The sequence below is a fragment of the Neisseria sp. P0021.S006 genome, from assembly GCF_051956895.1.
In genome coordinates, this window is record NZ_JBQCWZ010000152.1 from 1 (window position 1) to 2,246 (window position 2,246).

A 2,246-nucleotide genomic window follows, 5' to 3' on the forward strand; every position below is an offset into this window, starting at 1 on the left:
GCAATACCGTGTGGTATCGGCTAAAGTTAACCAAAAAGAAGACAGCGAAAACTATTTGGTCGACCACTCTTCAGGTGCATATTTGATTGATAAAAACGGCGAAGTGGCGATTTTCTCGCCTTATGGCAGCGAGCCGGAAACGATTGCGGCTGATGTGAAAACTTTATTGTAAAACCGTAGTTGGGGCCGTCTGAAATGGGTTGTGGATTTCAGACGGCCTTCTTGTTTTTGATACGGCAAAGGAGAAGAAAAAAATGACCGACACACTTTTAACGATTGCTTTATCCAAGGGGCGAATTTTTGAGGAAACCCTGCCGCTGTTGGCCGCCGCCGGTATTGTGCCTGCAGAAGAGCCGGAAAAATCGCGCAAGCTGATTATTGGCACCAATCATGACAACATCCGTCTGGTGATTGTGCGCGCGACCGATGTGCCGACTTATGTGCAATATGGTGCGGCAGATTTCGGTATTGCCGGTAAGGACGTGCTGATCGAGCATGGCGGAGATGGCCTGTATCAACCTTTGGATTTGCACATCGCCTCATGCCGCATGATGGTTGCGGTGAAAAAAGGTTTTGATTACGCCGCTGCGTCCAAACCCGGCAGCCGCTTGCGGATTGCTACCAAATATCCCGACATCGCCGCCGAACACTTTGCCGACAAGGGTGTGCATGTGGACATCATCAAGCTGTACGGCTCGATGGAGCTTGCGCCTTTGGTCGGTTTGAGCGATGCGATTGTCGATTTGGTTTCCAGCGGCAATACTTTGAAAGCCAATGGTTTGGAAGCTGTGGAACATGTGGCTGATATTTCCAGCCGCTTGGTGGTCAACAAGGCGGCCTTGAAAACCAAATATGCGCTGTTGAATCCGATTATTCAGGCATTTGAAAATGCCGCTAAGGCCGTCTGAAAAGTTTTTGGCAAAAACTGTCTGCCAACCCAGTCTGAAAGCCCCGTCATGATGCAAAGCAAACCGACACTCGATACGATTCTTTCCCATCGTTCTATCCGCAGGTTTACTTCCGAACCGATTGCCGATGAAATCCTCGATACGCTGGTTCGTGCCGGGCAGCAGGCTTCGACTTCCAACAACCTGCAATGCGTTTCCATCATCCGCGTATCGGATCTTGCGCTGAGGCAGGGGATACATGAAGCGGCTGGAAGCGCACCTTATATTGTCCATTGTGCGGAATTTTTACTGTTTTGCATCGATTTTTCCAAACACAAGGCAATGTTTCCCAATGCGCAAATTGATTGGGCGGAGGTAACCCTGATTGGTGCGGTCGATGCAGGCATTATGGCGCAAAACGTATTGCTTGCCGCCGAATCGCTTGGGCTGGGCGGCGTGTATATCGGCGCGTTGCGCAATAATGCGCAAAAAGTGTCGGACGTATTGAATCTGCCGGATTATTGCGTGCCTTTGGTGGGGTTGTGCCTCGGTTATCCCGATCAAGACCCGCCGCTCAAACCGCGCCTACCTAAGGAAATGGTGTATGCCGAAAACGCCTGTCCGAGCCTGAATGCCGATGCCGTTGAAGCCTATAATCAGGCAGTAGCGAATTATTATGAGCTACGCAAGGGTAGCCCGATACCTTGGAAAGAATCGCTGGCCAAAACCTTGGGTAATCCTGTACGGCCGCATATGTTGGCGTTTTTGCAGAAAAAAGGTTTTTTGAAAAGATAATGTTCAGACGGCCTTTGAGTGATTGAGGCCGTCTGAAAACAATAGGAACGAAACAAGGAAGAGAGCAAACCATGAAGAAACTCGACACCCAATCCCCTAATTTTCAAGCCGAACTCAAATCGTTACTCGCTTTTGAAACCGCGCAAAATCCTGAAATCGACCGTATTGTTGCTGACATCTGCGCCGATGTTCAAAAACGCGGCGATGCGGCGCTGATTGAATACACCAACCGCTTTGACGGTACATCCGCTCAAACCATCGACGATTTAATTCTGACGCAAGACGATTTGCAGTCTGCCTTTGAGCGTTTGCCTGAAAACATTCAGACGGCCTTGAAAACGGCCACGCGACGGGTGGAAAGCTACCATAAACACCAAAAAATGGAGTCGTGGACTTACGAAGACGAAGACGGCACGCTTTTGGGCCAACAGATTACGCCGCTTGACCGTGTCGGTATTTATGTTCCGGGCGGTAAAGCCGCTTATCCGAGTTCCGTCATCATGAACGCCATGCCTGCCCACGTTGCCGGCGTGAAAGAAATCATCATGGTCGTTCCCACTCCGA

4 protein-coding genes are annotated in these 2,246 nt (G+C 50.0%); all 4 read left to right on the plus strand.

Going from position 1 to position 2,246, the window contains the following annotated elements; all coding sequences use genetic code 11:
- The coding region (locus ACTHUM_RS11795; RefSeq protein ID WP_440392979.1) for an SCO family protein at positions 1-172 on the plus strand (172 nt) is incomplete at its 5' end.
- A gap of 82 nt (positions 173-254) precedes the next feature.
- Positions 255-908 carry an ATP phosphoribosyltransferase gene (gene hisG, locus ACTHUM_RS11800; RefSeq protein WP_036473098.1) on the plus strand — a complete coding sequence of 218 codons (654 nt, stop codon included), beginning with the start codon at positions 255-257 and terminating at the stop codon, positions 906-908.
- Positions 909-956: 48 nt separating this feature from the next.
- A complete protein-coding gene (gene nfsA, locus ACTHUM_RS11805; protein ID WP_107792549.1) occupies positions 957-1,682 on the plus strand; it encodes an oxygen-insensitive NADPH nitroreductase in 726 nt (241 codons plus the stop codon).
- Between the two features lie 71 nt (positions 1,683-1,753).
- The coding region (locus ACTHUM_RS11810; RefSeq protein ID WP_440402950.1) for a histidinol dehydrogenase at positions 1,754-2,246 on the plus strand (493 nt) is incomplete at its 3' end.